Genomic DNA, 3,524 nt, shown 5'->3' with positions numbered 1-3,524 from the left:
GCAGATGCCCGAAGGCTTCAGGCCATTGCGACTTCCTGGAAGAATCCTCCGCGCTGCATGACGTTCCCGCTCCGTTCGGTCTTAGCGTACGATTTCGAGCAGCTCTTGTTCTGACCCCAAACTCACGGTCGAGGAGATCGCCCGACTCCACCAGATTCTCATTGAAGATACCAGGTTCATCCAACCGGGCCCTCGCGGCGAAGGTGTGTTTCTCGGCGAGCGCGACCACAATTACGATCCGCTCCCTGAATTCATCGGCGCACGCCCCCAAGACCTTCCCGACCTCGTCGGCGGGCTGATCGATGCGAACGAGCGCATGAGCGAAGCGGGGATCGATCCCGTATTGCAGGCGACGGCGACGGCCTTCGGCTTCGTCTATGTCCACCCGCTACAGGATGGAAACGGGCGGCTTCACCGTTGCCTGATCCACCATGTGCTTGCCGAACGCAAATTCACGCCGCCGGGCATGGTGTTCCCGGTTTCCTCGGTCATGCTGGACCGGATCGACAGCTACCGGACAACCCTTCAGGCCGATACCGGCCCCCTGATGCCGTTTATCGAGTGGCGGCCGACGCCGGACAGGAATGTCGAGGTGCTCAACGATACCGCCGACCTTTACCGGTACTTCGATTACACCTCTGCCGCCGAGTTTCTGTACGGCTGCGTCCGCCATACGGTCGAGCACGACCTGCCGCGCGAGATCGAATATCTGCGCCGACATGACGAGGCCCTGCGCCGCGTCATGGACACGGTCGAGATGCCCGACCGGCTTGCCGAGAACCTTATCATGTTCGTCCTGCAGAACGGCGGATCGCTGTCGAAGAAGCGGCGGCAAGGCGAGTTCGAGGCGCTTACCGACGGGGAAGTCGCTCAACTGGAAGCCATCGTGCGGGAAGCCTTCGATGGCTTCGAGGAGGCTTCATGACCAGTATTGTCAATGCCGTCCTCGGCCAGTTGGAAGAGCCGGGACGCACTCTTGCCTTCTGTGATGGCACGGATTTGGCCGGGACGCACGTGCCGGGCTCGCCGCTGATCTGCGCATACTCTGCGCTCTGGTCTTGCCCCCGGAATCCTACAGCTTGGCGGTTTCCCGGATGTCAGAGCGCCTGGCAGGTCTGGGTCAGACAGAGTTCCACACAAAGGAAATCGTCAATCCGAACAGTTCGTCCAACTGGAGACAGGTGAATATACAGGACCGGATTTGTGCATTCGAACTCATGCGGGACCTTGTGACAACACCGTCGGTAAAACTCTATCACACCTACGTCTTCAAGAGCCAGTTCAAGCAGCTGAAAGTCTCTGCGCAAAAGAACGGGCGGTCAGCGTCGGGCATAAGGCAGGGCTAAAGCGGGTGTTCATTCGCACCCTTCTCGAACGGCTGGGACCGGACGCTTCGAGTTCCGTACTCATTCTGGATCAGGACAGCGCGAAAACCGGGCCAGTGGTTGAGCATTGACCGGAAGGGGGGAAGTTCATAGGCGGTGGTCCCATCTTCGGCGTCGGTACCCGGACTGCAACTTGCGGACATGGCGGCATTCTCGATCAGAAGATTCCTGCAAAAACGCGAGCTGCTGGCAAAGGATGAAGGCAAGCCCTTCGATAACATCGCGCTGCAGACGGTCGCCGCCTTTGCGGACAGATGTGAGCATCTGCTGTCTCCTGCTTAACAAGCAGAGCAGACATAGCGCTCTATAAGCCTTAGCTGATGCGAATTCCCGGCGCATGGAATAGTAGGTCAAGGCGGTTGCAAGGCCCCGCAACCAACCAATTCGTGATTTTACAGCCAGATAACAGCCGCCCTCCGGGCGGCTTTTTTGGTTGGGGCGTTTCCACGGCCCATTCTCCGTCAGGGCGGACGGCCAATCGTAAGTGCGATCCCGTCCAGCCTTTCCCAGCGTGCTGTAAGGGCGTATTTTGACGATCCATTTTTGGAGGATCGTTTTGTGTCTGGACTTGACCATAGACTTGAGCCGGAAGGTGAGGTTCGGCGCTTTGAAGTGATCAACGGTGCGCTGGAACGCTGACGATCGGGCACAGATCCTGGAGGAGTCGTTTGCGCCTGGTGCGGTTGTTTCGGCGGTGGCCCGCCGGCATGGGCTGTCCTAGTGGCCCCTGCGCTGCTGTATCGCCTCCAGCCAGAAGGCATTGCCGACACAGAACTTTCGGCTCTTCTCGCAGGAGAGCGGCTCGTTCCCATCGTGCACAACACGACATATGAAGCTCTCCGCAATGTCAGGCCCCCTGCTGGCCTAGCGAAGCGGCCTGAGCACTGCAGAAGAGCCGATGGAAGATGTCGCGGCCAAGCTCGCCGAGCTGGTCGCCATCTAGTTCTATTGTCGGTATGCCGGCCCCACGTCCCGGGCGCGGTCCGGGCCCCTGCACTCTGACACTCACCGGTTGGCGCGCGCCAGTGTATTCCCACACATGCGGTCGATTTGGGGACTCTCGGGTGATGAGCAGCTGTCGGCGCTTTCAGGGATTGGCCTTCGAAGGAGGAACGGCAGAGATGAGGCCGCGGAGCGATCCTCCGGGGGCCCCGATTGCTGAACGGCAGCCAACTAATCCTCGATGCCCAAAACTGGATTTTGTTCGTGAAATTGTTGTTAGAGCCTTGAAAGGCAGGCATTTTAGTTTGAAACCGCTCGTTCCTGAGGTCCGCAGCCTTGGCCAATGCATAATGCATGTCGCACGGCTTTGTGTCTTTCGCTGCGAGGATAGGTTGGCCGGCAATTCTCCCGGGCGATAGCCGGGCAACTTTCCTGCCGGGATAATCGTCAGAAGTGCCAACCCTGCCATGATGAGCAGCCCGATCTTCAGTGCGCGCAGCCGCGCCTCGTATTCACCCGTACGGCTTCTGCCACTTGTTTCGGCGTTGCATCGGTGCCGGTAAGAGTGCTCTCCAGCCGGTCATTGCTGACGAAGTTTATGTTGTCGAGGTCCACTTGGGCTTGTAGCTCGGGCGTGAGTTGCGGGCTAGCGGCGATGCTGGCAAGCGCGACGGTGCTCAACAAACCGACGAGGAGCGCGCCGGCAACGGCCGTTCCCACCGCCGATGCCAGATTCTGCGTCGTGCCGCGTAGCGCTCCGACATCGCCTGCGAGTTCTTTCGGCGAAGCCGTGACCAGCACGTTGAATGCCTGCGTGATGAGCGAACCTTATGACTTCCTCCAGATCTGATCGCGATCGGAGAGACGCTGGGCCTTTGCGTGCCCTCACACTTCAGGGTTCGAGACGAAAAGATCCATCCCGAGGCGCTGGGACAGGAATTTCGCGGCCAGCTGGCCCTTTACGCTATTGCCTGCAGCATCGAGCCGGGGCGCAAACGTGCCAAAACCACCCTTTCCCGGAGAGACGGCAACAATGCCTCCGCCTATCCCGCTCTTTCCCGGCAATCCAATATCGTAGGTAAGCGCGTAGGTCACCCCACGTAGCGGCTGGTTCGCTGATCTGGGAGTCTCCAGGGTGATTTGTCCTGGGAGGCTCCTGTGAGCGCACATATGTCTGATAGCAAGAACTTCGAGGTT

Annotated in this window: 5 protein-coding genes; 3 read left to right on the top strand and 2 right to left on the bottom strand. The window is 59.4% G+C overall.

Annotation, left to right across the window (positions count from 1 at the left end):
* The first annotated feature begins 91 nt into the window (after window positions 1-91).
* The 3 genes from EET67_RS25195 (at window position 92) to EET67_RS26745 (ending at window position 2,106) form a co-directional block, all read left to right on the top strand.
* Window positions 92-925 (top strand): Fic family protein, encoded by an 834-nt coding sequence (locus EET67_RS25195; RefSeq protein ID WP_281011216.1) that lies wholly within the window; start codon window positions 92-94, stop codon window positions 923-925.
* Between the two features lie 601 nt (window positions 926-1,526).
* Complete coding sequence (locus tag EET67_RS25830) at window positions 1,527-1,667, top strand: hypothetical protein (RefSeq protein ID WP_165900046.1); 141 nt, start codon at window positions 1,527-1,529, stop codon at window positions 1,665-1,667.
* A 340-nt stretch (window positions 1,668-2,007) separates the two neighbouring features.
* Entirely contained in the window at window positions 2,008-2,106 is a 99-nt protein-coding gene (locus EET67_RS26745; RefSeq protein WP_128628898.1) for a transposase, read from the top strand.
* 707 nt (window positions 2,107-2,813) lie between these two features.
* On the opposite strand, the gene EET67_RS25180 is transcribed toward EET67_RS26745, so the two are convergent.
* Together EET67_RS25180 and EET67_RS26325 are read right to left on the bottom strand one after the other, a co-directional pair.
* Window positions 2,814-3,128, bottom strand: coding sequence for a hypothetical protein (locus tag EET67_RS25180; protein ID WP_245451250.1), 315 nt, complete (start codon window positions 3,126-3,128; stop codon window positions 2,814-2,816).
* A gap of 84 nt (window positions 3,129-3,212) precedes the next feature.
* A partial coding sequence (locus tag EET67_RS26325) for a glutaminase (protein WP_245451249.1) occupies window positions 3,213-3,524 on the bottom strand: 312 nt, incomplete at its 5' end.

It is taken from the genome of Borborobacter arsenicus (genome assembly GCF_003934165.1).
GTDB lineage: Bacteria > Pseudomonadota > Alphaproteobacteria > Rhizobiales > Rhizobiaceae > Pseudaminobacter > Pseudaminobacter arsenicus.
This window is presented reverse-complemented; position numbering and strand designations above follow the sequence as displayed.

Coding starts and splice junctions, on each gene's coding strand:
- EET67_RS25830 (WP_165900046.1), top strand. CDS start 1,527: ATGGCGGCATTCTCGATCAGAAGATTCCTGCAAAAACGCGAGCTGCTG.